26 protein-coding genes are annotated in these 25,722 nt (G+C 38.5%); 16 read left to right on the top strand and 10 right to left on the bottom strand.

The window, feature by feature from the left end:
* Positions 1–62: 62 nt before the first annotated feature.
* The 7 genes from pspF to sapF all read left to right on the top strand — a co-directional run bounded on the left by pspF (position 63) and on the right by sapF (position 7,862).
* Positions 63–1,079, top strand: a complete 1,017-nt coding sequence (gene pspF, locus PR834_RS11065) for a phage shock protein operon transcriptional activator (RefSeq protein WP_004263890.1) — start codon at positions 63–65, stop codon at positions 1,077–1,079.
* A 488-nt stretch (positions 1,080–1,567) separates the two neighbouring features.
* Entirely contained in the window at positions 1,568–2,173 is a 606-nt protein-coding gene (locus PR834_RS11060) for a hypothetical protein (RefSeq protein WP_004263883.1), read from the top strand.
* Positions 2,174–2,538: 365 nt separating this feature from the next.
* Positions 2,539–4,224, top strand: coding sequence for an ABC transporter substrate-binding protein SapA (gene sapA / locus PR834_RS11055; protein ID WP_094961772.1), 1,686 nt, complete (start codon positions 2,539–2,541; stop codon positions 4,222–4,224).
* Positions 4,221–5,186, top strand: a complete 966-nt coding sequence (gene sapB, locus PR834_RS11050; RefSeq protein ID WP_172767277.1) for a putrescine export ABC transporter permease SapB — start codon at positions 4,221–4,223, stop codon at positions 5,184–5,186. The genes sapA and sapB overlap by 4 nt, the downstream gene beginning before the upstream one ends.
* Entirely contained in the window at positions 5,173–6,063 is an 891-nt protein-coding gene (gene sapC / locus PR834_RS11045) for a putrescine export ABC transporter permease SapC (RefSeq protein WP_094961770.1), read from the top strand. Before sapB ends, sapC begins: the two co-directional genes overlap by 14 nt.
* Complete coding sequence (sapD, locus tag PR834_RS11040; protein WP_094961769.1) at positions 6,063–7,058, top strand: putrescine export ABC transporter ATP-binding protein SapD; 996 nt, start codon at positions 6,063–6,065, stop codon at positions 7,056–7,058. Before sapC ends, sapD begins: the two co-directional genes overlap by 1 nt.
* On the top strand, positions 7,059–7,862 hold the full coding sequence (sapF, locus tag PR834_RS11035; RefSeq protein ID WP_004263864.1) for a putrescine export ABC transporter ATP-binding protein SapF: 804 nt from the start codon (positions 7,059–7,061) through the stop codon (positions 7,860–7,862). It abuts the gene before it with no gap.
* A gap of 58 nt (positions 7,863–7,920) precedes the next feature.
* Here sapF and PR834_RS11030 read toward each other — a convergent pair whose 3' ends face one another.
* The gene (locus PR834_RS11030; RefSeq protein WP_094961768.1) at positions 7,921–8,787 is read right to left on the bottom strand and encodes a DUF817 domain-containing protein; all 867 of its coding nucleotides are present in this window, start codon (positions 8,785–8,787) and stop codon (positions 7,921–7,923) included.
* A gap of 306 nt (positions 8,788–9,093) precedes the next feature.
* Between PR834_RS11030 and gstA the strand changes: the two genes are divergently transcribed.
* Complete coding sequence (gstA, locus tag PR834_RS11025; RefSeq protein WP_272536671.1) at positions 9,094–9,699, top strand: glutathione transferase GstA; 606 nt, start codon at positions 9,094–9,096, stop codon at positions 9,697–9,699.
* Positions 9,700–9,813: 114 nt separating this feature from the next.
* Here the strand turns inward: gstA and pdxY are convergent, their stop codons facing one another.
* The 4 genes from pdxY to anmK form a co-directional block, all read right to left on the bottom strand.
* Complete coding sequence (pdxY, locus tag PR834_RS11020; RefSeq protein WP_262960816.1) at positions 9,814–10,677, bottom strand: pyridoxal kinase PdxY; 864 nt, start codon at positions 10,675–10,677, stop codon at positions 9,814–9,816.
* A gap of 234 nt (positions 10,678–10,911) precedes the next feature.
* A complete protein-coding gene (gene tyrS, locus PR834_RS11015; RefSeq protein ID WP_094961766.1) occupies positions 10,912–12,186 on the bottom strand; it encodes a tyrosine--tRNA ligase in 1,275 nt (424 codons plus the stop codon).
* A 161-nt stretch (positions 12,187–12,347) separates the two neighbouring features.
* Positions 12,348–13,001: a pyridoxamine 5'-phosphate oxidase gene (gene pdxH, locus PR834_RS11010; protein WP_272525187.1), complete on the bottom strand. Its 654-nt coding sequence runs from the start codon at positions 12,999–13,001 to the stop codon at positions 12,348–12,350.
* A 20-nt stretch (positions 13,002–13,021) separates the two neighbouring features.
* On the bottom strand, positions 13,022–14,143 hold the full coding sequence (gene anmK / locus PR834_RS11005) for an anhydro-N-acetylmuramic acid kinase (protein WP_172412250.1): 1,122 nt from the start codon (positions 14,141–14,143) through the stop codon (positions 13,022–13,024).
* A gap of 530 nt (positions 14,144–14,673) precedes the next feature.
* Here anmK and PR834_RS11000 point away from each other — a divergent pair.
* A complete protein-coding gene (locus PR834_RS11000; protein WP_036958672.1) occupies positions 14,674–15,141 on the top strand; it encodes a glycine zipper 2TM domain-containing protein in 468 nt (155 codons plus the stop codon).
* 436 nt (positions 15,142–15,577) lie between these two features.
* Here PR834_RS11000 and slyA read toward each other — a convergent pair whose 3' ends face one another.
* Positions 15,578–16,012, bottom strand: a complete 435-nt coding sequence (gene slyA, locus PR834_RS10995; RefSeq protein ID WP_094961765.1) for a transcriptional regulator SlyA — start codon at positions 16,010–16,012, stop codon at positions 15,578–15,580.
* Positions 16,013–16,547: 535 nt separating this feature from the next.
* Complete coding sequence (locus tag PR834_RS10990; protein ID WP_004263835.1) at positions 16,548–16,787, bottom strand: DUF1289 domain-containing protein; 240 nt, start codon at positions 16,785–16,787, stop codon at positions 16,548–16,550.
* 168 nt (positions 16,788–16,955) lie between these two features.
* Between PR834_RS10990 and gloA the strand changes: the two genes are divergently transcribed.
* Complete coding sequence (gene gloA, locus PR834_RS10985) at positions 16,956–17,363, top strand: lactoylglutathione lyase (RefSeq protein ID WP_036958666.1); 408 nt, start codon at positions 16,956–16,958, stop codon at positions 17,361–17,363.
* A 144-nt stretch (positions 17,364–17,507) separates the two neighbouring features.
* A complete protein-coding gene (rnt, locus tag PR834_RS10980) occupies positions 17,508–18,152 on the top strand; it encodes a ribonuclease T (RefSeq protein ID WP_096863975.1) in 645 nt (214 codons plus the stop codon).
* Positions 18,153–18,252: 100 nt separating this feature from the next.
* Here rnt and PR834_RS10975 read toward each other — a convergent pair whose 3' ends face one another.
* A complete protein-coding gene (locus PR834_RS10975) occupies positions 18,253–18,600 on the bottom strand; it encodes a Grx4 family monothiol glutaredoxin (RefSeq protein WP_262961204.1) in 348 nt (115 codons plus the stop codon).
* 481 nt (positions 18,601–19,081) lie between these two features.
* Between PR834_RS10975 and sodB the strand changes: the two genes are divergently transcribed.
* Both sodB and purR read left to right on the top strand, forming a co-directional pair.
* Complete coding sequence (gene sodB, locus PR834_RS10970; protein ID WP_262961205.1) at positions 19,082–19,660, top strand: superoxide dismutase [Fe]; 579 nt, start codon at positions 19,082–19,084, stop codon at positions 19,658–19,660.
* 441 nt (positions 19,661–20,101) lie between these two features.
* Positions 20,102–21,127 carry an HTH-type transcriptional repressor PurR gene (gene purR / locus PR834_RS10965; RefSeq protein WP_110591620.1) on the top strand — a complete coding sequence of 342 codons (1,026 nt, stop codon included), beginning with the start codon at positions 20,102–20,104 and terminating at the stop codon, positions 21,125–21,127.
* Between the two features lie 9 nt (positions 21,128–21,136).
* Here purR and punR read toward each other — a convergent pair whose 3' ends face one another.
* A complete protein-coding gene (gene punR, locus PR834_RS10960) occupies positions 21,137–22,042 on the bottom strand; it encodes a DNA-binding transcriptional activator PunR (protein ID WP_004263815.1) in 906 nt (301 codons plus the stop codon).
* Positions 22,043–22,165: 123 nt separating this feature from the next.
* Between punR and punC the strand changes: the two genes are divergently transcribed.
* The 3 genes from punC to PR834_RS10945 all read left to right on the top strand — a co-directional run bounded on the left by punC (position 22,166) and on the right by PR834_RS10945 (position 24,764).
* The gene (gene punC, locus PR834_RS10955) at positions 22,166–23,392 is read left to right on the top strand and encodes a purine nucleoside transporter PunC (protein WP_094961763.1); all 1,227 of its coding nucleotides are present in this window, start codon (positions 22,166–22,168) and stop codon (positions 23,390–23,392) included.
* A 316-nt stretch (positions 23,393–23,708) separates the two neighbouring features.
* Positions 23,709–24,467 (top strand): helix-turn-helix transcriptional regulator, encoded by a 759-nt coding sequence (locus PR834_RS10950; RefSeq protein WP_004263811.1) that lies wholly within the window; start codon positions 23,709–23,711, stop codon positions 24,465–24,467.
* Between the two features lie 24 nt (positions 24,468–24,491).
* On the top strand, positions 24,492–24,764 hold the full coding sequence (locus tag PR834_RS10945; protein ID WP_004263806.1) for a putative quinol monooxygenase: 273 nt from the start codon (positions 24,492–24,494) through the stop codon (positions 24,762–24,764).
* Positions 24,765–24,977: 213 nt separating this feature from the next.
* Here PR834_RS10945 and PR834_RS10940 read toward each other — a convergent pair whose 3' ends face one another.
* Positions 24,978–25,643, bottom strand: a complete 666-nt coding sequence (locus tag PR834_RS10940; protein WP_004263802.1) for a riboflavin synthase — start codon at positions 25,641–25,643, stop codon at positions 24,978–24,980.
* Positions 25,644–25,722 lie beyond the last annotated feature (79 nt).

Here is a 25,722-nt window from a genome sequence, read left to right as displayed (position 1 = left end):
AAATCATTTTAGTCTATAGTTCAAATATCGGCATTTTAAACCAACTATTGGTGAAAAAAACCATGAAAGAAACCAATGAACCTATTCTTGGCGTTTCAAGTAACTTTCTCGATGTACTCGAACAAGCCTCTGAACTCGCACAACTCAATAAACCTGTTTTAGTTATCGGTGAACGCGGCACGGGTAAAGAGCTTATCGCAGATAGACTCCATTATCTTTCCCCTCGCTGGCAAGAAGCTTTTATCTCTCTCAATTGCAGCGGACTCAATGAGAATTTGCTGGATTCTGAATTATTTGGACATGAAGCGGGGTCTTTTACGGGAGCCCAAAAACGCCATCAAGGGCGCTTTGAACGAGCTGACAAAGGTTCTCTTTTTCTTGACGAACTCGCGACTGCACCTATGTCAGTTCAAGAGAAACTCCTGCGTGTCATTGAATATGGCGAGCTTGAACGTGTCGGTGGAAGCCAAGCTTTACACGTAGATGTGCGTTTAATCTGTGCCACAAATGCCAATTTACCCGAACTCGCCAAACAAGGTCGTTTTCGAGCCGACCTCTTAGATAGACTGGCTTTTGATGTCATTCGCCTTCCCCCATTACGTGAACGGCAACCTGATATATTATTATTAGCAGAGCATTTTGCTATTTTAATGTGTGGTGAATTAAAACGTTCGCACTTTACAGGTTTTACACGACATGCCCAACAAGCCCTGCAAAACTACCCATGGCCAGGTAATGTACGCGAATTAAAAAATGTCATTGAGCGTTCAATATACCGCCATGGAAACCATGCTGAACCCGTTGATAATATTATTTTCAATCCATTTGGTGAAAAACTTGCTGAGCTGCATGAATCACCAAGCCCCCAACCCATACAGCCTTCCCAACAAGCAAATACCATTTTACCTTCACTACCTTGTGACTTACGTCAGTGGCAACAGCAATCTGAAAAAGCACTATTAGAACAAGCGCTAGCAGATTGTCATTTTAATCAGCGTAAAGCAGCACAACGGTTATCTCTAAGTTATGACCAACTGCGTGGTTTAATTAAAAAACATCAAATAAATATTGAAATTTAATAGTCATTAGTTCAAACAATCCAAATTTATTGTTTGAACTAATGCAATATACTTAGAGATAAAAAGTTTAAATTTGAAAATCGTGGGCTTTATTATTACTAAATGTTTCCAATTTCACATTGCACTTTTAAATATTACTTATCACTTAATTACTAACAGCATTAGTAAAAAACCAAATAAAATAAAAACAATAAATAACAATTAGTTAAAAGATAACTTCATCATAAAAAATTAAGCAAAATTACACTAAAAACCATTTTGACACCCCCAAAAAAAGTGATAATTAGTAATTTCCACTAGCTATTATATAAAAAATATAATTTTCTTTAGCACGTTTAGTTAATTATATATAGATAGATAATTCTATTTTAATATGATTAATGCTGTTTTATTATTTGTATTTACACCTTGTCATATTTAACTACTGTGCGAAATATATTTATATGATATCTCTATTAATATAATTCTTATTATATGAGGAGCCTATTATGAAAAATATAAATGTACTAGCGATCACCTTTTTTCTTCTAGGGTTATCTCCTACGGTTAATGCGCAATCATTGATGAAAACATTTTCTTACTGTGATGCCGCTTTCTTCAAGAAAATAAAAGATGACCCTGTTTTAAACGATATTTCTAATGCATTGAAAAATAACCAATTAGGCACCAATGAACACGTTTCTGTTAATCTCAATTTTTCACCAACCGGTATTGTGACTTTTAACCGTTTTTTTGTTAGTCATAGTAATTTTGATAAATATGATGGCTTCGCCTATTTAGGCTTGCGTGGTCAATACTATTTTTGGGGATTTGAAACAACACAAAGCCTTGAAGAGGTTGTCCGCTATACGTCATCAAGAATTGCGATTATAAAGGTAGGAAATACTTATATCTACTCACCGATGATCCGCCATAATTTGCAAAGTAAATGGGTATTTAACGAACACGCAACGCAAGATTACAACTTGGAACCAAATGCTGCTGAAAAAATGCTGATTATTGAAAAAGATGAGCAAAGAGGTGTTGTTCGTTTCTTATGTACCCTTCAAGGCAACGTAACCGATGAAGACTTACACTATGTGGGTTTAAAATAATAGCTAGAAATTAAGCTAAACAAGCTCATCTATTTCTCCATAAAAAAAAGCCAGCACCCAAGCTGGCTATCAAATAAAACACTGGAAGCAATGTGAGCAATGTCATGCCTTGTCTACATAAGCACTCGGCTTAAGTGACAAAACGAATGATAATCGTTATCAGTGTCATTTGTAAAGCTTTTTAATGAGATTTTTTCTCATTAAGACATACTTCAATGATTAATATAATAATTTAAGTTGATTATTATATTAACATCATCCATTTTAGCTTAATTTTCATACGTTATGAGGCTAAATTTTGCTTATACCCTGTATCCCCATTTTTACGCTACAATAGGTCAATTCTCGTTAACGATGTCAGTGGTATGCGCCTATTAACTGTTTGGTTTTTATTTATCATTTCTGTGTCTGCACAAGCGCTTAATAACCAAGAGCGCTTTACCGATATTGTGGCTAACGAGGTCCCTGCAGATATACGCCAAAAAGGCTTTATTTACTGTGTAAATGGGGTCGTTACCACGTTTAACCCACAATTAGTTAGTAGTGGGCTAATTGTCGACCCTCTCGGTGCTCAAATTTATGATCGGCTATTAGATGTTGATCCGTTCACTTATCGCTTGGTTCCTGAACTGGCTGCTAGATGGGAAGTTTTAGATAACGGTGCAACTTACCGTTTATACTTGCGTAAAGATGTAAAATTCCAAAATACAACTTGGTTTACACCTACACGCAATATGAATGCTGATGATGTTGTGTTCAGCTTTTCCCGCATGTTTGAGGTGAATCACCCCTATCACTACATCAATGGGGGGCATTACCCTTATTTCGATAGCTTACAGTTCGCCAACAGCGTGCAAAGCATACGTAAAATTAATAACCATACAGTGGAGTTTCGTTTGAACTCTCCTGATGCGTCTTTTTTATGGCATTTGGCGACACATTATGCTCCTATTCTTTCATCCGAATATGCCGATTTCCTTTCAAGCATAAATCGCCAAGAGCTGATCGATTGGCGACCAATTGGTACGGGGCCATTTCATTTAGATGACTACCAAGCAGGGCAATTCGTTAGACTTCTTAGAAATGACAATTATTGGAAGGGCTTGCCTCGTATGGAAGAAGTGGTTGTTGACATGGGAGCAGGTGGAACTGGCCGTATTTCAAAATTACTCACTGGGGAATGTGACGTTTTAGCTTACCCTGCCGCAAGCCAGTTAAAGGTATTACGCGATGACCCGCGTTTACGAATTTCTATGCGTTCTGGGATGAATATTGCCTACCTCGCATTTAACACCAGCAAGCCGCCATTAGATAAGCTAAAAGTACGCCAAGCAATTGCGTATGCAATTAATAATGAACGTCTAATGCAATCAATTTATTACGGCACGGCAGAAACAGCCGCATCTATTTTACCAAGAGCATCATGGGCTTATGACAATCAAGCAAAGATCACCGATTATAATCCCGAACTTTCTAAGCAAATGCTCAAAGAGATGGGATTAGAAAATCTAAAACTAGATTTATGGGTACCAATCGCCTCCCAATCATATAACCCAAGCCCACTTAAGATGGCAGAGCTTATCCAAGCTGATTTAGCGCAGGTCGGTATTGTGATGAATATCCGTTCTGTCGAAGGCCGTTTCCAAGAAAACCAATTAATGGATAGAAGCCATGATATGACATTAGCGGGTTGGACAACTGACAGTAATGACCCAGACAGTTTTTTCCGTCCGCTACTGAGTTGTGCAGCAATTGGTTCCCAAACCAATTTAAGCCATTGGTGTAACCCTGCCTTTGATGAAATCTTACATAAGGCACTATTGACACAGCAATTAGCCGCACGTATAGATTATTACCACCAAGCACAGCAAATTTTAGGGGAAGATTTACCCGTCTTACCCCTCGCCTATTCTTTACGTTTACAGGCCTACCGCTATGATATAAAAGGCCTAATGATCAGTGCGTTTGGTAATACCTCATTTGCTGGCGTGTATCGTGAAATGGAGCAGCCTGAAAAAGTTTCTCCGAAAAAACAGAGGCAGAAACCATGATTATTTATTCACTGCGTCGTTTTTTACTTTTATTAGTCACGGTGTTCTTCTTATCGCTAGTCAGCTTTAGTTTAAGCTATTTTACGCCTAATGCACCTCTGAGCGGCGCATCACTTATCGATGCCTATATTTTTTATTTTGAAGGCTTACTCCATTTTGATTTTGGTGTTTCAAGTATCAACGGGGAACCCATAACGGAACAATTAAGGGACACATTCCCTGCAACCATGGAGTTATGCATTTTAGCGTTTATTTTTGCTTTAACGACAGGTATACCACTCGGTATCATTGCTGCATTTTGGCGTAACAAGCCTGCAGATATTGCTATCAGTGTCTTTGCTTTATTAGGATTTTCTGTCCCTGTATTTGTACTTGCACTGGTTTTAACTCTCTTTTTCTCATTACATCTAGGATGGCTTCCTGTATCTGGCCGAATTGACCTATTATATAATTTAAAAACGGTGACTGGCTTTGCCTTGGTTGATGCATGGCTTTCTGACTCCCCCTATCGTAACGATATGATTATCAATGTACTTGAGCACATGGTGTTACCTGTCCTCACTTTAGCACTCGCACCAACAACCGAGGTTATTCGGTTAGTACGTAATAGCACCGAAGAAATCGCCAGTGAAAATTATATCAAAGCAGCCGCTATTCGAGGGCTTTCACGGATTAAAATCATTCGCCGCCATATTTTTCATAATGCTATTCCACCGATTATTCCTAAGCTTGGCTTACAGTTTTCTACGATGTTAACACTGACCATGGTCACTGAACTCGTTTTTAACTGGCCGGGGCTTGGTCGTTGGTTGGTTACAGCAATCCGCCAAGAAGACTACTCTGCGATTTCTGCTGGGGTGATGCTAATTGGTGCGCTCGTGATTACTGTAAATGTGCTGTCTGATATTTTAGGTGCCATGATGGACCCATTAAAACATAAGGATTGGTATGTCCTCAGATAATTTTTATCGTGAACAAAAAATGCCATCCCCAACTCGAGTGGTATGGAATATCTTCTCATCAGATGTAACCTCTATGGTGGGGTTTGTTGGTGTGTTGGTTTTATTAATTTTATGTTTTGTTGGCTCTTATCTGGCACCTTATGCACTAGATCAACAGTTTCTAGGTTACCAACTAACGCCGCCGTCTTGGTCTCATTATGGCGAAGTGGCATTCTTCTTTGGTACAGACGATCTGGGCCGTGATATTCTAAGTCGGCTATTGATTGGTACTAAATCGACATTTGGTGCCGCTATTTTAGTCACACTGATTGCGACACTCATTGGATTAGTTCTCGGCTGCTTAGCTGGGATGACTCGTGGGTTAAAATCTGCAATTTTTAACCATATACTCGATACGTTACTGTCAATTCCTTCCTTATTACTGGCAATTATTGTTGTCGCCTTTATGGGCGCTAGCCTACAAAATGCAATGTTAGCTATTTGCCTTGCATTAATTCCACGAATGGTAAGAACTATCTATGTCGCTGTACATGATGAGTTAGATAAAGAATACATCGTTGCCGCACGCCTTGATGGCGCTTCAAACATTTTTATTTTATGGTATACCGTACTTCCTAACATTACCCCTATTCTCGTCACTGAACTGACTCGAGCACTTTCTATCGCTATTTTAGATATTGCTGCTTTAGGTTTTCTTGATTTAGGTGCGCAACTTCCCTCTTCTGAATGGGGTGCAATGCTAGGTGATACTTTAGAGCTTATCTATGTGGCTCCTTGGACGGTTATCTTGCCAGGTGCTGCCATCATGATAAGCGTGCTTTTTGTTAACCTTTTAGGTGACGGGCTACATCGTGCCATCAACGCGGGGGTTGAATAATGCCACTTCTAGACATCCGCAATTTAACTATCGAATTTATGACTGCAAATGGCCCCGTCAAAGCGGTTGACCGCGTTTCAATGACGCTATCTGAGGGGGAAATAAGAGGTTTAGTTGGCGAATCAGGTTCCGGAAAAAGCCTTATTGCAAAAGCTATCTGTGGCGTGACTAAAGATAATATTCGAGTAAAAGCTGACCGTTTTCGCTTTCAAGACATTGACTTACTAAAACTCAGCCCACGTAAACGCCGCAAACTAATTGGCCATAATATCTCGATGATATTTCAAGAGCCACAATCTTGTCTCGATCCAGCTGCTGATATTGGTAAACAGCTTATCCAAGCTATCCCAGGGTGGACTTATAAAGGCCGCTGGTGGCAACGTTTTAATTGGCGTAAACGTCGTGCTATAGAGCTATTGCACCGTGTGGGGATAAAAGATCATAAAGATATCATGCGCAGTTATCCTTATGAATTAACCGATGGTGAATGTCAAAAAGTCATGATAGCGATTGCCATCGCTAACCAACCCCGGTTATTAATCGCTGATGAACCCACCAATGCGATGGAGTCAACTACTCAGGCTCAAATTTTCCGTTTATTGGATAAATTAAACCAAAACAATAATATGGGAATTTTACTCATTAGTCATGATATGGAAATGATGTCGAAACTTGTTGATCGCATCAATGTACTCTATTGCGGGCAAACAGTTGAAAGCGCAACTCCTGAAGATATTCTACAACGGCCACGCCACCCTTATACTCAAGCACTAATCCGCTCAATCCCTGATTTTGAAAGCCCTCTTCCCCATAAAGGGCGGTTAAATACGTTACCTGGTGCAATTCCTTCACTTGAACATTTGCCCATTGGTTGTCGCCTTGGACCTCGTTGCCCCTATGCACAACGAACTTGCATCAACGCGCCACAATTACGCAATATTAAAGGCCATCTCGTTGCTTGCCATTACCCGCTAAACACCGAGGAACAACCCTAAATGGAAACCTTACTTGAAGTCCGTAATCTCACAAAAACTTTCCGTTTTCGTGAAGGGTTATTTCATCGACACGAATTACAAGCCGTCAAACCCGTTAGCTTTAACTTACAGGCAGGCCAGACATTAGCTATCATTGGCGCCAATGGCTCAGGAAAATCAACCCTTGCGCGAATGTTATCAGGCGTTGTAGAACCCACCAGCGGCGATATTTTCATTCGTGGACAACGCCTGAATTTTGGCGATTATAGCTACCGTTGCCAGCGTATTCGCATGATTTTCCAAGATCCAAGTACATCCCTAAACCCAAGGCAGCGTATTGGTCAAACGCTTGAGCTCCCTTTAAAATTAAACACTGACTTAACTGGAATAGAACGTGAAAGGCGTATTATTCAAACGCTTCGCCAAGTCGGGTTACTCGCCGACCACGCTGAATATTATCCACACATGTTAGCATCTGGACAAAAACAACGTATTGCATTGGCAAGAGCACTTATTCTACAACCCGAAATTATTATTGCTGATGAAGCGTTAGCTTCGTTAGACATGTCCATGCGCTCGCAAATCATCAACTTAATGTTAGATTTACAAGCAAAACAAGATATTGCATTTATCTATGTTACCCAGCACTTGGGGATGATGAAACACGTCAGCGATAAAATGCTTGTCATGGATAAAGGCGAAGTTGTTGAGCGTGGTAATACCGCAGAGGTTTTAGCTGCCCCTCTTCACGACGTTACTCGCCGGTTAATTGAAAGTCACTTTGGTGAACCCCTGTCGATTGATGCTTGGCGACAAGACTTGTAACTGTTATTCAGTTGTCTGTGGGTAAACACCTTCACAGGCAACAAATTAAACATCTTATTTAACGTGCTATCGTCACATTGGCTTTAATATGTTTAAGGTGAACGACTATCGTAAATGTGACAATCACCAACAGTGACCATGCTCCCCACTTACCTGCATGTACCATTGACCAAGCACCAATTTGGTTTGGATACTGCCAAACACCAAAAAATGTCCCAAAATTCTCAGCTAGCCAAATAAAAAAACCAATTAGCATAAATGCAAGTAATAATGGCATTTTTCGCTCTTTATCTAGCGGAGTGTAAAAAACCATACTGCGCGCATACAACCCCATAATAAACGTCGCTAAATACCAACGATAATCATCAATATAATGGTGGCTAAAAAAATTAATATAAATAGCCAGTGCGACTAGTGTCGCCATCCAATAAGGTGGATAGTGTTCAATTCTTACTTTAAAAAATCGCCAAGATTGAATGATATAGCTCCCTACGGCGGCATACATAAAACCAGTAAATAGAGGAACTCCCCAAAGTTTCGTATAAGCCTCATCGGGATATTGCCAAGAACCTATCGTTGCTGAAGTTTTAAATAGCTCCATCATAAAACCGACTAAATGGAAAACACAAATAGCCTTTAATTCATCCCAAGTTTCTAACTTTGACCACACTAACAAAGCTTGAAAAGCAACGGCAAAAATTAGTAACAGGTCATAGCGAGGGATACCTATTAATCCTTTAGCTGGGACTAAGAATAGTGCCAAAAAGAAAAAACCAGCGAATAAACAAGAACGAGCATTAATTAAACCGAAAAACCAAAACTCTAATAGAAAGCGTTTAATTCCATGGCTATTATTCGGCTGGTGAGCCATTAAAATTTGGTCTAACTTTCCTAAAAAATTCAATTTCTGACACAAACTGGTCATCTATTCACTCACCTATTCTTTTATTATTCGGTTTGTTTTCTTTCCGAAGATTAGGCGAGGAGTTTAGCAAAATCGAATTACTCTACATAAGGTAACTATCTTAAATTTATGCATTTTTATTATTTATAGCTTTAATCACTAGATTTACACTACCTATTAATATTGACGATACTTTCCATCCAATTATGGGTTTTATTGTTTAACTCGCACCTGATGGCAATTCGTTAATAGAAAGTAATGATATACTTAAGCAATATGTGTTTATTTGCTATATGAATGCCAACTCAACAATTTAGGAGTTTTATGATGAAATTATATTACGCTCCCGGTGCTTGCTCACTTTCTCCTCACATCATTCTGCGTGAAACAGGTTTAGATTTCAGTATTGAACGAGTAAATATAAAAGAGAAAAAAACCGAGAAAGGTGAAGACTTTTTAGCAATAAACCCAAAAGGACAAGTACCCACTTTAGTGTTAGATAATGGCGAACAACTCACAGAAGGTGCTGTAATTGTCCAATATATTGCGGACCAAAAACCGGATCGTAACCTAATCGCACTTCCTGGTTCTATGAAACGTTATCACCAATTAGAAGCTTTAAACTTTATTTCGACAGAACTACATAAAAATTTCTCACCTTTATTCACTCTAGGAACACCAGAAGAGTATAAAGATACTGTCCGTAATGTATTGTTTAATAAGTTTGCGTATGTTGATAACGTGCTCGCTAAACAGGCTTTCTTTGCTGGAGATACTTTTAGTGTCGCAGATGCCTATTTATTCACTGTGAGTAATTGGGCAAAACACGTTGGGCTCGATTTGACTAGCCTGACCCACCTGCAAGATTACAGTGCTAAAATAGCTAAACGCCCTAATGTTCAAGATGCATTAAAAGCGGAAGGACTAATCTAATCTGTAAAATAGCACGCTTTCAGTAGTGCGCTGTATGGTTGTTGATAAAGCGGGATAAAACATAGTTTTCCCGCTTTATGTTATCAACTAAAATTTTATCAGCTGAAAAGCAGCTTAATCTAATTGTGTTGCACAGAAGTTATGTTCTGGGTTAACCATTTTGTCTTGAGCAGCGACGAGTTGTAATTCGTACTCCCCCATCTCTTTGGTTTTTATCATCACTTCATATACTGCAGCAGCAACGTGCTCTAACCCCTTATCTAAAGGCTCACCTTTCAATAAGTTAACCAACATTAAACCACTGGTCAAGTCACCAACACCTACAGGTTGTTTTTCACCAAAGTCAACAAGAGGACGGCTAACATGCCAACTGTGCTCTGCTGTTACAAGGATCATTTCAAAACGATCTGCGCGATACCCTGCTCGGCTTAAATGTTTAACAAGAACGATTTTAGGGCCTTTGTGACACAATTCACGTGCAGCTTGGGTAGCTTCTTCAACATTTTTAATTGTTCTACCCGTTAATGTTTCTAATTCTAATAAATTTGGTGCGATAACATCACTCGCGGCCAATGCACGCTCACAAAGGAATTCAGCAACTCCCGGAGCAACAATACAGCCTTTCTCCGGATGCCCCATTACTGGATCACAAAAATAGAGGGCTTGCGGATTAGCTACTTTGACCCTTTCCACGATAGCAAGAATATCATTTCCTTGCTCAGCTGAACCGATATAACCGCTTAATACAGCATCACAAATTTCTAATTTATGGATTTTAGCTAAACCATCAATGATGTCGGTTAAGTGTTGTGCGGAAAAAACACTTCCGGTCCATTGTGAATACTGTGTATGATTCGAAAACTGTACGGTATTGAGTGGCCACACATCTACGCCCATTCGGCACATAGGAAATGCGGCAGCACTGTTTCCTGCATGGCCGAAAACAACATGGGATTGAATTGATAATACGCTTTTCATTGAAAACCCAAAGAATTGTTATGTCGAATGAAGAGAAATCAGTGATTATCCGTTGCTAATATGGATATACTCCAAATAATTCTAATTACATGTAAGCGGCTTGAGAAAATAGCTCGAATTATATACATCGATATATAATTCGAAGAGCATAGCACAATTAACACTCATGCAACTTGAAGTATGACGAGTATAGCCCGGAAAATTCCGGGCTGATATTACAAAGGTTAGTCAGAGCTATTTCCAATTAATTAAACAGTCGTTTTTCTTACCACGACGGATCAAGGTATAACGACCAAACAGGCGATCTGCGTCAGAGAACACATACATTGGCTCTGTTTGTTTTTGGCCATTAATTGATACCGCGTTAGAACTAATTGCCGTTCTTGCTTGCCCACGAGAAGGCACTAACTCTGAATCAACTAAAGCTTGCTGTAAATCCGCACCTGCTTCCAAAGTGATACAAGGCATGCCATCTTGAGCCAATTGCTCAAAATCAGCTTCAGTTAAATCAGATACTGCACCAGAGAATAAGCTTTCTGTAATACGTTTCGCTGCTGCTAACCCTTCTTCGCCATGTACCAGTTTAGTGACTAACTCCGCTAATACATATTGAGCTCGAGGTGCCTTTCCACTGTTTTTATCTTCTTCTTCTAGCGCATTGATTTCATCTAGTTCCATGAATGTGAAGAATTTTAAGAAGCGATAAACATCCGCATCTGCAGTGTTGATCCAGAACTGATAGAATTTATACTGGCTGGTTTTCTTGGAGTCTAACCAAACTGCACCACCTTCAGTTTTACCGAATTTAGTGCCATCTGCTTTAGTAATCAGAGGAACCGTCATACCAAATACTTGGTTTTGGTGTAAGCGACGTGTTAAATCGATACCGGAAGTAATGTTACCCCATTGGTCTGAGCCACCAATTTGCAGCTCTACACCCATCTCTTTGTTCATATTTGCGAAGTCATAACCTTGTAAAAGGTTATAAGCAAACTCAGTAAAAGAGATACCAACGTCATCACGATTTAAACGTTGCTTAACAGACTCACGGTTAATCATTTGGTTAACCGAAAAATGTTTACCAATATCGCGCAAGAAAGTCAGCACATCCATTTTGCCAAACCAATCATAGTTATTAGCAAGGCGTGCACTGTTATCACCACAATCAAAGCTTAAAAACGGTGAAACTTGGTTACGGATTTTTTCTACCCACTCTTGAACGGTTTCTGTGGTGTTTAATTTACGCTCAGTAGCTTTAAAGCTCGGGTCGCCAATAAGGCCCGTTGCACCACCGACCAACGCCACAGGCTTGTGCCCGGCTAGTTGGAATCGTTTTAAACACAGCAAAGGAACCAGATGTCCCAAATGCAAGCTATCAGCGGTAGGATCGAAGCCACAATAGAGAGAGATAGGGCCCTGCGCCAGTCTCTCTGCTAACGCATCCTCATCCGTTACCTGGGCAACGAGGCCCCGCTCTTGCAATTGTTTAATCAGGTTATTGCTAGACATCAATGACTCCATCAGTTGTATTTTGTCTATCTATTTTGGTTTGAATGACCAGTAAGTTTGAGAGGCTTATCAAAAACTCACCAGTGTAATTTGTCAATTTACTTAAATGAGGCTATAGCATAAAGCGCATATCAATTAAGTGCCAGCTAAAAAACATGATCCTAAGGGGCTAATCTATCAATTTTCCAGCCATCACCTTCTCGCTGGTATAAAAAACGGTCGTGCAAACGGTGTGCACCGCCTTGCCAAAATTCAACACTATTAAATACCACTCGATATCCTCCCCAAAAACTAGGCAATGGGACGTCACCGTTCTTAAATTTTTGTTTTAGTTCTAAAAATTTCCCTTCTAAAATACCACGCGCTGAAATTCTAGAAGACTGAGCTGATGCCCATGCTGCAATTTGGCTATCTTTCGGCCTACTATGAAAATATTTTACAACTTCAATAGGGTTTAAACGCTCAGCAACCCCAGTGAAATTGACTTGGCGCTCTAATGGGTACCATGGGAAATGTAGACTAATTTTATTATTTTTTTCTAAATGCTGTGCTTTTCGGCTACCTAAATTGGTATAAAATACAAGGCCTTTATCATCAAAATGTTTTAAAAGTACAATACGCTGGTAGGGTTGCCCGGCTTCATCCACAGTAGCAACACACATTGCTGTTGGGTCACTCAAGCGAGCTTCACACGCCTGCTTCATCCAGAGTTCGAAAAGCGTCAGTGGGTTTGGCGTTAAGTCATTACGTCTTAACCCACCTTTTGTGTATTCACGACGTACCGATGCAAGATCTATTTCACCTAGCTCGTTCATTTTTATGTCCTTTACCACAGTTATTTTTTATCGGTATTTTTAGGGTATATTGCCCCAAGCACAGTCTCTTTACTTGCCCCAGTAACAGAGGCTAAATTTCCAGGAAGACCAGATACCGTTCTAGCAGCTAGCCATGCAAAAGCCAAGGCTTCCATGTCATCACCACTTAAACCAAATTTATCACTTGGTGCCACTTCAATTCCCGGAAGCAAGGCTGCCATCCGTTGCATTAGAAAAGTATTCTTTGCCCCTCCACCACATACTATTAAGCGCTCACAACCGCCACACAGTAATACTTGTTCTGCGATAGAAGCTGCGGTTAATTCGCACAGAGTGGCTTGAACATCGTCAGCTGAAATTGATGGAAAATGAACTAAATGCTGCTCTAACCATTGTGTGTTGAAATACTCACGCCCCGTACTTTTCGGTGATGAACGTCTAAAGTATGGGTCACTTAGCATCGCTTTTAGTAATGCATGATCAACTTGACCTCGACTTGCCCATTCACCGTCTTTATCATATGCCTGTTGCTTTATACGCCAGCTCCACGTATCCATTAACATATTTCCCGGCCCTGTGTCATAACCCTTAACATAGGCACCAGGTAATAAAGCTGTGACATTAGCTATTCCACCAATATTTAGTACAATTCGTTTTTCTGTAGGGTGACCTAAAACAGCTAAGTGAAATGCAGGAACTAAAGGTGCTCCCTGTCCCCCATAAGCCATATCTCTTCGGCGAAAATCACCTACCGTCGCGATCCCTGTTAAAGCGGCAATACGGTTGTTGTCGCCTAATTGCATAGTAAAAGGCTGTTCGCCATCGGGCTCATGCCAAACAGTTTGACCATGGCAACCGATAGCAATGATATCTTCAGATGTTAAACCAGTTTGAATAAGAAGTTGGTTTACCGCATCTGCATATAAAGAGCCTAACTCTCGATCAATTTTACCAACCTCTGATAGCGTTGTTGTTTGCCCTTGGCATATATCTAAAATTCTTTTTTTTAATTCAATGGGAAATGCAACACTCAAACTGGATTGCTCTGCGACAAATTTGTCACTAATTGCGGCAAGAACGACATCAACACCATCTAGGCTAGTTCCTGACATAACCCCTATGTAACGACCTGATTTCATCATTATTCTTGTTCCTTCAGAGTGCACATTAACTTTACAACGCTCAGCTACAAAAGATTGTGCTTTGATGACAAATTTTGTCAACAATTCGATGCAATTTCTCGGAGCGCTTCGCAGGAATAATAAATAAATGCTCTAAAACTAAAAATTGCTAGACAACCCAACTAAAAAGACGTTTTGTAATATCTGAAACTTTCATTTTCAATATAATGATACATAATACATTTATCAGCTTAGCAATACTGTTTAGTATTTCAGCTAAAGTTTTAACGACTATTCTTTTAGCAACTGGTGCGAAATGATGCTCATAAGCTGACTACCCTATATGAATATTTAACAAAGAGTGCCTTATTGAATGAAATCATCTCGAATTTGAGATATTTTACCTAGTGTTTACACTCTATTTAAATCAAAATCGGTAATCTAACCATCGCTTTTTAATATCATTATTTTGATACTTGTTGTGTTTATGGTGAAAACAAATATACGATGCTATGTTAGTGCCACAGACAGCAAATCTCATAGGAGTTCTTATGCTTAAGAAAGTTTTTGTAGGTGTTGTAGCAGTTGCAGCTTTATCAGGCTGTGTCAATACCAGTACGCTTTCTGGTGATACTATTTCAGCCAAGGATGCGAAACAGGTACAGACTGTGACTTATGGTACTGTTCTGAATGCTCGCCCTGTGACTATTCAAGCTGGTGAAGACGGTAACGTGATTGGTGCAATTGGTGGTGCTGTTCTTGGTGGGTTATTAGGTAACACCATCGGTGGTGGTACAGGTAACACATTAGCAACTGCCGCAGGTGCTATTGCAGGTGGTTTAGCTGGTCAGGAAGCTCAAGGCGCATTAAATAGAAGCCAAGGTGTTCAATTAGAAATCCGCCTCGATAGCGGTAAAAACATTGTTGTTGTTCAAAAACAAGACCCAAGCACCTTCCGTAATGGCCAACGTGTTATGATTGCGAATAGCGGAAATACTGTTACTGTGTCTCCTCGGTAATCATACAGTACTAAATTAGGCATGCTCACCGGCCATGGCCGGTGAGCATTACTTACAAATAGTATTGCTGAATGATATCGTTACTTTATGGTAGATAATCATATTTTTTATTTATTGTGCATGGCTTTTGAATGACACAATTTCTTGTTTACATATAAATGCCTTGCATTCAAATCAATAAATTTATTTTAGCCTATCTCCTTTAATAAAGTATTTATTAGTATCTACCGATAAATTAGCTAGCTAACAATTAAAAATGAAGGTATCACAGCGAAAAAATAATTAATAGCCTTAACTATATTTCATAATAATAATGATTTAATGAAAATTATAACCAAGTGTAATTACTATTTCATTAAAAAATCATATACTAAATTATTTTAAACACAAATTTAATAATTAATATGTCATTCATTAGCTAGGCATATTTTTTACATCAAGAGTCATTTTGTAGCCTCAAGATATTTTTTTCAAGTTTCATAAGTAACTGTGATAGTTGGTAAAGCTCATCTTTACTAATGTTGTTCAGTATTTCTATACGCGTATTATTTATGACTTGGTCTACCGTTTTAATAAAGGGTTCAGACTCTTCCGTTAATTTTATTCTTTTAGCTCTCCTATCATTTGTACAAGTATGTCTAGAAATCAATTTTTTTTCCTCTAATTGATCTAGAGTCCTTACTAATGAAGGCTGTTCAATACCAATCGCTTTCGCTAACTGTATTTGAGATTGCTCAGGTGGTAGTTGACTTATATTATGCAATGTAACCCAATGTGTCTGTGTAAGCTTAAGAGGCTTCAAACGATAGTCGATTAATGCTCTCCACATGCGAACAACACGTGATAACTCTGTCCCAATTTGTGATTCCAATTTACCCTCCTTTATATAATTATAATGTCTAAAAAATATACCGTCCTCATATTATTTTTTGAATTATATATTAATTTCCTTTTATATTTACAGCTTTTTATTTATACATTAGCTATTAAATACCTATTCCTAGTTATAGTAGCTGTTTTATTATGCGATATATCTCTAATTAATACATCACTGATTCATCCATTATCTCAATCTAGGATTAATCAGATAACCTATCAATTATCTTATTAATAAGAATAGCCGCACTCTCCTTTTTGATCTATCTATTTTAGCTCTTATAGTAGCCATGAATAACAATAAAAAAAGTAACGCCAAATAATTCTTTAAAAAACAAATAAATATAGTTAATCTTAAAATCATGTTAATTACAGTCATTTTGATTCAACCTATACCTATTTTGAATAAATAAAATTTTATTGAAATATAAACCAAGAAATAAATATTTTGCTAATAATTCAACCTGAATTAGTTTACATTAGAAATAAAACATTTGATTTATTTTTATGATTATATTTAAAACTGTGAACTAAAATAGTTGTTGTTGTGTATCTATGATTTTTTCTTGTTCTGTTTTTTTATTTAATATTCTTAAATAACGTTGACGACATAAACGAAGTACATTTCGTTTTTCAGTATCAGAGAATTTTAGCCAATTAAAACGCTCATCACGAGTGCGATAGCAACCTCGACAATAGCCTTGTTCATTACTTTGGCAAATACCACGGCAAGGGCTGGGGATCTCAAAAAATTCAAGTTGTTCCGCCATAAGTTTCCCCTTCAAAAGAAAAAATCACTGATAAATGTATGATATACTCCTGAAAATGAGTATTACCATTATTTGTTCAAAAAACAAACTGTAATCATTGTATTTATTAATTTAAGCACGTTATATTAATAAGTAAATCGATTCAGGCTGATTCTAAGAGGTTTAAAAATGCGCTTACTCCATACTATGTTACGTGTTACTGATATGCAGCGTTCTATTGATTTTTACACGAAAGTGTTAGGCATGCGTTTATTAAGAACTAGTGAAAATACAGAGTATAAATATTCTCTCGCATTTGTTGGCTACAGCGATGAAAGTGAAGGCGCTGTAATCGAGTTGACCTATAACTGGGGGGTTGACCAATACGATATGGGTAACGCATATGGTCATATCGCCTTGGGCGTCGATGATGTTGCAAAAACATGCGATGATATACGTAGTGCAGGAGGTAACGTAACACGTGAAGCCGGCCCTGTTAAAGGTGGAACAACAGTGATTGCTTTTGTTGAAGACCCTGATGGCTATAAGATTGAGTTGATCGAAAACAAAAGCGCAAGTAAAGGGTTAGGCCATTAATTAACTATATAATTTAAAAGTACTATATAGTTTAAAGTTTAGGTGCCAAATCTAGCGCCTAAACTTTTATCACTGTTTACCTGCAAATTTTTACTGGTTTTGGCATAATGTTACCTAACCAGAAAACTAAAATTGAAAGTCCTAATGTCTGAAAAAAACAATCCAAATGCCCTAGTGAACCGTTTCAGGGGATACTATCCTGTCGTTATTGATGTTGAAACAGGCGGGTTCAATGCTAAAACTGACGGCCTGTTAGAGATTGCTGCCATCACCTTAAAAATGGATAAAGACGGCTGGCTCTCCATGGATGAAACATTACATTTTCATGTAGAACCTTTTGAAGGTGCTAATCTTGAGCCATCTGCTCTTGCCTTCACAGGGATTGATCCAACAAACCCTCTACGCGGTGCTGTTAGTGAATATGAGGCTCTTCATGCGATATTCAAAGTCATTCGCAAAGGAATGAAAAATACAGATTGCAATCGTGCAATTATTGTCGCTCATAATGCAAATTTTGATCACAGTTTTGTGATGAATGCAGCCGAACGAGCAGGTTTAAAACGTAATCCTTTCCATCCATTTGCAACCTTCGATACTGCGGCACTGAGCGGCTTAGTATTCGGTCAAACAATTCTAGCAAAAGCTTGTGTTTCCGCAGGTATTCCATTTGATGGTAAACAAGCTCATGGCGCACTGTATGACACCAATCGAACGGCTCTGCTATTTTGTGAGATCGTTAATAAATGGAAAAAGCTGGGTGGTTGGCCAATTATTGAAGAACCCCAATAATTTTTTAATTAATCGCTATTACATAAAAAAACCGTGTTTGATAAAAAGTAATAAGTGCTTTCATCAAATACGGTTTTTACGTTTTTATTTATGGCTTAATTTAGTCTGTGCTAGCTTCATCTGCTGGACGATACTTATCAGCAGTTTCTTTAATTAGAGATTGGAGCTCACCACGCTGGAACATTTCCATGATGATATCACAGCCACCGACCAGCTCACCGTCAACCCATAGTTGAGGAAACGTTGGCCAATTTGCGTATCTTGGCAATTCAGCGCGGATATCTGGGTTTTGTAAGATATCGACATATGCAAAACGCTCACCACAAGAAGACAGAGCTTGTACTGCTTGAGCAGAAAAACCACAGCTCGGAAGTTTAGGAGAGCCTTTCATATATAATAAAATTGGGTTTTCTTTAATTTGGCGCTCAATTCTTTCAATAGTTGTCATTTTTTAACTTCCTTAAAACAAAGATGCAGGTTTTGCAGTCAGCCGGTAACTGAGAGTCTACCGCAACTTAACAGAATACATTGACTGATATAATAGGAAACTGAATTGTTTCATACAATATGCCAGTTTTATAGGGGCATTACTATAGCATTCCAAAAAACAAAAAGGCACCTTTTCTATCTTCTCTCTACTTAAGTCAAACAAGTAGCTATTTCTAGATAAAAACCGAAACTTAATATTTTTAGATTTTTCGATTACAATATCTATATGATTTTTATGTGTAATATCTCTATTTATTTGTTAACATCTTAGTAACGCCATTACCTTTATCTTTGTATGGTTTATCGTGTTATCATTAATGTATTAAGTATCATATCGCCAATAGGCGAAACTGTAATGATAAGCTGTCACATATTATTTCGCTCATTTTAAGAGCAAACACCCTAAGTATATTGATATAAAAGCAATCAAGGAGTACGCAATGTCATTTGAACTACCCGCTTTACCGTATGCAAAAGATGCTTTAGAACCTTATATCTCTGCTGAAACCTTAGAATATCACTATGGTAAGCACCACAACACTTACGTTGTTAACTTGAACAACCTCATCAAAGGCACTAACTTTGAAGGAAAATCTTTAGAAGAAATCATTAAAACTTCTGAAGCAGGCGTTTTTAACAACGCGGCACAAGTTTGGAATCACACTTTCTATTGGAATTGCTTAGCACCAAACGCTGGTGGCGAGCCAACAGGTAAAGTCGCTGAAGCTATCAATAAGGCATTCGGTTCTTTTGCTGAATTTAAAGCTCAATTTACTGATGCAGCAACCAAAAACTTCGGTGCGGGCTGGACTTGGTTAGTGAAAAAAGCAGATGGTAAACTTGCTATCGTAAATACATCCAATGCTGCAACACCTATTTCTGGTGATGATAAGCCTGTGTTAACTGTCGATATTTGGGAGCATGCTTATTATATCGATTACCGTAACGCTCGCCCTAAATATTTAGAAAATTTCTGGGCGCTAGTTAACTGGAAATTTGTGGAAGAAAATTTAGCATAACAATTTCTGCTTATTGCTAGGTATAGATACAATAAGGGCGAGATATTCTCGCCCTTATTAAATTCACCCTATTCGAGGCTGAAATAAAATCAGAAAATATGTGCAGCAAGAAATATAATCAATGCTAATGAGCCCAACGCAGCAAGCAAACCATATTTAACATCTGTATCCATGAGTTCCTCTCATCCAAACGTAGTTAGACAACCAAATAACCATACAAAAATCAATGTTATTCAGTATACATATCTAAAAAAGTAAAACTAGTGTCTATATCACATGTTATAACATCAATTATTTCTTTCGTTTTTGCGCTAGATCAGACAAAATCGACAACAAATCGCTAAATTATTGCCAGCAAAGGATCAATGCATCAATATGCAGGTAATTTTTTAACAAGAATTCTTATAGAGACCGGTTATTGGTCAGGAGTTTTTTCCCCCCATGGCAACGATTAAAGATGTGGCGAAACGCGCTGGCGTATCTACCACAACCGTATCCCATGTTATTAATAAAACGCGCTTTGTAGCTGATGACACTAAAGCTGCGGTTTGGGCTGCAATTAAAGAGCTCAATTATTCGCCAAGTGCGGTTGCCCGTAGTCTAAAAGTTAACAACACAAAGTCGATTGGGTTGTTGGCAACCTCATGTGAAGCTCCTTACTTCGCAGAGGTAATTGAATCAGTTGAAAATAGCTGTTATGAAAAAGGTTATACGCTAATCCTTTGTAATTCTCATAATAATTTGGGAAAACAAAAAGCGTATTTGCAGATGCTGGCACAAAAGCGTGTTGATGGTTTACTCGTAATGTGCTCCGAATATCCTGCCCCCTTAATCAGTATGCTGGAAGATTACCGCAATATCCCAATGGTAGTGATGGACTGGGGAACTTCCCGTGGCGATTTTACCGATAGTATTATTGATAACTCATTCCACGGTGGCTATCTTGCAGGACGTTATTTGATTGATAGAGGGCATCGTGATATCGGAGCCATCCCTGGTTCTCTTGAAAGAAATACGGGTATTGGTCGATTAACTGGCTTTAAAAAAGCGATGGAAGAGGCCAAAATCACCATAAAAGATGAATGGATTGTTCAAGGGGACTTCGAGCCAGAATCAGGCTATAAGGCAATGATGCAAATTTTAAGCCATAAGCAACGCCCTACTGCCGTTTTCTGTGGCGGTGATATCATGGCAATGGGGGCAATTTGCGCCGCTGATGAGATGGGATTGCGTGTCCCACAAGACATTTCAATCATTGGCTATGATAACGTGCGAAATGCGCGCTATTTTACCCCGGCATTGACCACAATTCACCAACCAAAAGAGCGTTTAGGCCAAATGGCTTTCACAATGCTGCTCGATCGTATTGTAAATAAGCGCGAGGATGCTCAAACAATTGAAGTCCACCCTCGCCTTGTAGAACGCCGTTCCGTTGCTGACGGCCCATTTATCGATTATCGTCGATAATACGCATAATTAGTTTGAAAGCCACTCGGCATTGAGCGTTTCGTTATCGCCAAGGTAATCCAATAACCAATTCAACGCTGGTGATGTATTATTTTCCACCCAAGTTAGACAACAAGGACTGGGTGGAAATGGCTGTGCTAATGCTAGTTCAACTAATAAGCCTTTTTCGCAAAACGAAGCCGCACGATGCTCTGGCACCATTCCGACACACAACCCGTTAACCAAACAAGCTAGACCATTTTCCCAAGAAGGTACGACAAGACGACGTTGATTATCAAGAGCCCATGTATCACGTTTTGGTAGATTACGAGAAGTGTCTTCGAGACATAAACTTGGAAACTCGCGCATTTGGTCGTCTGTTAGCTTGCCGCTTATATTCGCTAATGGGTGTTTAGGGCTCGCCACACACATCCATGACATAAAACCCATATCACGGAAACTATATCTTTCACCAATCGGTGAGGCTCGAGTAGCTCCAATAGCAACATCTACACGCCCATCAGCAAGTGCATCCCAAACACCATTAAATACCTCAGGATGAATGAAAAGTTCAATATCTGGAAAGTGACGATAGAAATCCAGTATCAATTGCTCTGCTCTCTGTGGTTTTACAATGCAATCAACAGCAATACTAAATTGCCCCCGCCAACCATTAGCAACCTGCTGGCATTGATGCCTTGTATCTGTCATTTTTTTGATAACAGAACGACTTTCCTTAATAAATATCGTTCCAGCTTCTGTTAGAACAACATCGCGATGTCGACGCTCAAATAGCGGAACCGCAAGCCATTCTTCAACTTGCTTGACGGTATAACTGATTGCAGAAGGTACACGGTGTAACTCTTCAGCAGCACCACTAAAGCTCCCAGTTCGGGCAACAGCATCAATCACTTCTAGTGCATGCGCAGACCACATAACCTCTCCTTTCAAAAATTTTGATAGCAAGATCCAAATATTACCGTTTCACAACCTAAAAAAATAGCCTATACAATGGCATCATCATTAACATTTTTTTTAAATATCAGATAAGTAATAATTATGTCGAATACTGTGAAAAAAAATTCCCCTGGATTTATGGTTTACCTTGCAGGACTTAGCATGCTGGGGTTTTTAGCTATTGATATGTATTTACCTGCATTCGGTGCTATGCAAGACACCCTGCATACATCAGAAGGCGCTATCAGTGCTTCTCTCAGTATATTTTTAGCCGGTTTTGCCTTCGCTCAATTGTTATGGGGACCATTGTCAGACAAACTTGGCCGTAAGCCTGTGCTCATTGTGGGCTTAACTATTTTCATTATCAGTAGCTTAGCTATTTATTGGGTGGAAACCGCAACACAGTTATTAACACTACGATTTTTACAGGCTGTTGGTGTCTGCTCCGCTGCAGTTTTATGGCAAGCTCTTGTTATCGACCGCTATGATGAAGCAAATACCCAAAAAGTTTTTGCTTCTATTATGCCGTTAGTTGCGCTATCCCCTGCTTTAGCACCATTATTAGGAGCATGGGTACTAGAACACCAAACATGGGAAGCAATTTTCCTGATCCTAATGGCTGTGGGTATATTACTTTTATTGCCAACACTCTTTTTGAAAAATGTTTCAGTTAAAACAATAATTGATGACAGCCAACCACAAGCTAAGATTTCTTTCTCAAACTTACTCAGTTCACCAGTTTTCAGCGGTAATGTGCTCGTTTACGCTTCATGCAGTGCGGGTTTTTTCGCTTGGCTAACCGGCTCGCCTTTTATCTTACGTAATATGGGTTTCAACCCTGCGGATATCGGTTTGAGTTATATTCCACAAACTTTAGCCTTTATTGTTGGTGGGTATGGCTGCCGTATTTTATTAGCAAAAGTCCGAGCAGAAACAATATTTCCATTGTTACTTGTTGGTTATGCGGTAAGCATGTCTATTTTATTCATCATGGCTATTTATACCACACCATCATTAACTATGATCTTGATCCCATTCTGCTTTATGGCAGCTATGAACGGAGCCTCTTACCCAATTGCAGTATCCAAAGCACTAAATGCATTTCCTAGCGCCAGTGGTAAAGCTGCCGCATTACAAAATGCCTTACAACTAGGTTTATGTTTTTTAGCCAGTCTACTTGTTTCTGCTCTTACTTTCGACCCATTGTTAGCAACAACTGGGGTGATGGCAGTAACGATCATTCCAATGGCCATTGGCTATTTTATGCAACGCTGTGCAAGCAAAAATAACCAAACTATTAAGCAGGTTGATTGCCAAACGAATTCATAAAGTATAGCTTACCGACTCAATCATGCCGAATCTTATCGGCATGATTTTTATTTTAGCAAATTCATAAAAATTTCCTTCAGTGTATAGCACTAGTGACCATACGGTAATATATGTTCAGTATTTTGCTATATAACCAATAGCCGATTATTCTTGGCTGGTAAAACCTTACCTTTCTCATCAATTTTCTTAATTCAAAGCGGATTTCACTAAAAATTAAAGTTTTAATTTTGTCATCTACTAAGATATAGATATTTCATGGTTAATTTTCTTGTTAAAAAACGTTATCATTGCGACATTAAATAATGAGTGCTCAAGAATGATGTTAAAACAGTACTATCCACCAGATGAATTAAAATCCTTTGTTAGTTCTATTTTGATAATCAAAGAGTTTACAGAAGCAATTAAAATTTTCCCTGGAACAGGTGCTGAAATCTGGGTTTCATCAGATGCATTTCGCATGACAACTGATAACGATTCAATAACAGACCCTTACCAGCTGATTATTCCTAGGGTTAATACATTTACTGCTAGCCCTAATCATTCAAAAGTCATGGTATTACGTATTCGTCATGATGCCTTACGTTTTCTACTGCCTCAAAGAACATTAAACTATACTGACACCCCAATCGCACTAAATGAGATATGGAAAGACCGCTGGTTTGAAGCTTTAGCTAATTCTTCATTTAAAGAGTTGTTAGATTGCTTTAATAGGACTAAAGCTAAGAAAAAGCCTCACTTCATTGATGAAGTTTTAGAATTACTGTATCGAAATCCAACAAAAAAAATCACAGAAATTGCTGAAGAGACAGGATTACACGTCCGAGTCATTCAAAAAGAGTTTTTGAAAGAATACGGCATTACACCAAAAAGGTACCAGATCAATTGCCGCTTAGAACATGTTTTAAAAAGTATGGTAGTAGAACAAGACACCTACCGTTGGTTTGAAACAGGGTATTATGATCAATCCCACTTTTACCGTGATTTTAAAAGATACTTTACTATGACGCCGTCGGCATTTTTAAAATCGAGTTATTCGCTTTTTTACAATACAAAAACTAAGTACCCATTAAGATAGTTCTTAATACATAAGGAGAACGGAATGAGTATTGTTGTGTATGCCCAAATTACAACAGAAAGGACAGATGGGTATTTAACGAAAGAAATCGTTCGCGACTTAGCAAAACTGAGCCGCCGAGAGAAAGGATGCATTCAATATGATCTTATGGCTAAAGAAAATGGTTATATTGTTTTTGAGGAATGGGAAGACACTCAAGCATTAGAGATGCATAAAAATAGTCCGCATTTCAGGCGATTAGTTGAAGCAATTGAACGTGATAACGCCAGCTTCTCTGTCAACTTCAGTGAAAAATGATCTATTAATATTGAAAACCGGAACTAGTCATATTTTTTGATAATGTTAATTTTCATTATTTAATAGAACTTCATGACAGACATTCAATAAACAAAGACTAACCATATTTTATTTAGGCTATAGCATAAATCATTATAGCTATAGCCTACTTGGCTGTTTCTTCTGCTATTTTTCTTTAAAGTAAATAACGCGGTTATCACCTTTTACGTCTGTTTACTCTGTTTTCGCTATATCCGCCATCTCTTCTGCTTGCTGTAGTAATTTTTCTTGTTCTTTTTGATTTAAAACACGCTCAACGGTATCAACAATAGCCTGAGTTTGAGGGTCTATCTCAATATTTATTTTATCACCCAACCGTTTTTTACCTAATGTTGTTCTCTCTAATGTTTCAGGGATGAGATGTACGCAGAACCGATTGTTGATTACATCTCCGACCGTTAAACTGATACCGTCAATCGCGACAAAGCCTTTATGCAAAATATATTTCATCAAAGATTTATCACGAATTGATAACCAAATCTGGTGGTTATCTTCAGATGTGAAGATCTTACTAATTTCAGCTGTTGTCATAATATGACCTGAAACAACATGGCCACCGATTTCGTCACCATATTTTGCAGCCCGTTCGATATTAACAACATCACCTTCTTGTAATTCCCCCAAGTTAGTTAATCTCAGGGTTTCTTTAATTAGATCAAAACTAACTCTTTCACCATCAATCTTTGTTACCGTCAAACAACAACCATTATGTGCAACGGAAGCCCCTGTTTCTAAACCTATAAGTAATTCTGGGGTAAATTTCATTACATGAGTTCGAAAGTTGGCCCTTTCTGTAATTTCAACAATAGGAGCAGTCGCTTGAACAATGCCTGTAAACATAATGATTCTCAGTGTAGTGGATTAATAGGCTCAGTTTACATCAGAATTGTTAGAGATCTATCCTATTTGAGTGATAAAC

Origin of the sequence: Providencia sp. PROV182, from assembly GCF_028480325.1 — a bacterium.
GTDB lineage: Bacteria > Pseudomonadota > Gammaproteobacteria > Enterobacterales > Enterobacteriaceae > Providencia > Providencia hangzhouensis.
Note: the sequence above shows the minus strand (reverse complement) of the source record. Positions and strands in the feature narration are given on the sequence as shown.

Coding starts and splice junctions, on each gene's coding strand:
- pspF (WP_004263890.1), top strand. CDS start 63: ATGAAAGAAACCAATGAACCTATTCTTGGCGTTTCAAGTAACTTTCTC.
- PR834_RS11060 (WP_004263883.1), top strand. CDS start 1,568: ATGAAAAATATAAATGTACTAGCGATCACCTTTTTTCTTCTAGGGTTA.
- sapA (WP_094961772.1), top strand. CDS start 2,539: ATGCGCCTATTAACTGTTTGGTTTTTATTTATCATTTCTGTGTCTGCA.
- sapB (WP_172767277.1), top strand. CDS start 4,221: ATGATTATTTATTCACTGCGTCGTTTTTTACTTTTATTAGTCACGGTG.
- sapC (WP_094961770.1), top strand. CDS start 5,173: ATGTCCTCAGATAATTTTTATCGTGAACAAAAAATGCCATCCCCAACT.
- sapD (WP_094961769.1), top strand. CDS start 6,063: ATGCCACTTCTAGACATCCGCAATTTAACTATCGAATTTATGACTGCA.
- sapF (WP_004263864.1), top strand. CDS start 7,059: ATGGAAACCTTACTTGAAGTCCGTAATCTCACAAAAACTTTCCGTTTT.
- PR834_RS11030 (WP_094961768.1), bottom strand. CDS start 8,787: ATGACCAGTTTGTGTCAGAAATTGAATTTTTTAGGAAAGTTAGACCAA.
- gstA (WP_272536671.1), top strand. CDS start 9,094: ATGAAATTATATTACGCTCCCGGTGCTTGCTCACTTTCTCCTCACATC.
- pdxY (WP_262960816.1), bottom strand. CDS start 10,677: ATGAAAAGCGTATTATCAATTCAATCCCATGTTGTTTTCGGCCATGCA.
- tyrS (WP_094961766.1), bottom strand. CDS start 12,186: ATGTCTAGCAATAACCTGATTAAACAATTGCAAGAGCGGGGCCTCGTT.
- pdxH (WP_272525187.1), bottom strand. CDS start 13,001: ATGAACGAGCTAGGTGAAATAGATCTTGCATCGGTACGTCGTGAATAC.
- anmK (WP_172412250.1), bottom strand. CDS start 14,143: ATGATGAAATCAGGTCGTTACATAGGGGTTATGTCAGGAACTAGCCTA.
- PR834_RS11000 (WP_036958672.1), top strand. CDS start 14,674: ATGCTTAAGAAAGTTTTTGTAGGTGTTGTAGCAGTTGCAGCTTTATCA.
- PR834_RS10990 (WP_004263835.1), bottom strand. CDS start 16,787: ATGGCGGAACAACTTGAATTTTTTGAGATCCCCAGCCCTTGCCGTGGT.
- gloA (WP_036958666.1), top strand. CDS start 16,956: ATGCGCTTACTCCATACTATGTTACGTGTTACTGATATGCAGCGTTCT.
- rnt (WP_096863975.1), top strand. CDS start 17,508: ATGTCTGAAAAAAACAATCCAAATGCCCTAGTGAACCGTTTCAGGGGA.
- PR834_RS10975 (WP_262961204.1), bottom strand. CDS start 18,600: ATGACAACTATTGAAAGAATTGAGCGCCAAATTAAAGAAAACCCAATT.
- sodB (WP_262961205.1), top strand. CDS start 19,082: ATGTCATTTGAACTACCCGCTTTACCGTATGCAAAAGATGCTTTAGAA.
- purR (WP_110591620.1), top strand. CDS start 20,102: ATGGCAACGATTAAAGATGTGGCGAAACGCGCTGGCGTATCTACCACA.
- punR (WP_004263815.1), bottom strand. CDS start 22,042: ATGTGGTCTGCGCATGCACTAGAAGTGATTGATGCTGTTGCCCGAACT.
- punC (WP_094961763.1), top strand. CDS start 22,166: ATGTCGAATACTGTGAAAAAAAATTCCCCTGGATTTATGGTTTACCTT.
- PR834_RS10950 (WP_004263811.1), top strand. CDS start 23,709: ATGATGTTAAAACAGTACTATCCACCAGATGAATTAAAATCCTTTGTT.
- PR834_RS10945 (WP_004263806.1), top strand. CDS start 24,492: ATGAGTATTGTTGTGTATGCCCAAATTACAACAGAAAGGACAGATGGG.
- PR834_RS10940 (WP_004263802.1), bottom strand. CDS start 25,643: ATGTTTACAGGCATTGTTCAAGCGACTGCTCCTATTGTTGAAATTACA.